This window comes from Campylobacter sp. BCW_4323 (assembly GCF_001763115.1).
In the GTDB taxonomy this organism is placed as follows: domain Bacteria; phylum Campylobacterota; class Campylobacteria; order Campylobacterales; family Campylobacteraceae; genus Campylobacter_D; species Campylobacter_D jejuni.
Genome location: NZ_MJYC01000001.1, coordinates 1 through 276 on the forward strand (window position 1 = coordinate 1; position 276 = coordinate 276).

The 276-nt window shown below is 35.1% G+C and carries 1 pseudogene; it reads right to left on the bottom strand.

The annotated features are described in order from the left end of the window. A pseudogene (locus AJN60_RS00005) lies at nucleotides 1–276 on the bottom strand (hypothetical protein); the annotation flags it as partial.

The following is a 276-nucleotide window of genomic DNA, read 5'->3' on the forward strand; positions in this document are numbered from 1 at the left end:
GGGGTAAAATAATAAGGGGCATTAGGATAGCCTTGAGGAGGAGTTAGGGCTGCTAGTTTGGCAGTTAATATCATAGAATCTATTCTTAATTGTGCACTTTCTTCACTCCGATCATTTGGAATATCATAACCATAAGCATTTACCATACCATTATAATACCCTCCCCTATGATGATCAAATTCTCTTCTGCTTTCATAAGTAGAATCTATATCTCTTGGATCTTTTATTTTGCCCTCAACTATATCACTTCTTAAGGCTTTATACATACTTCCAAAT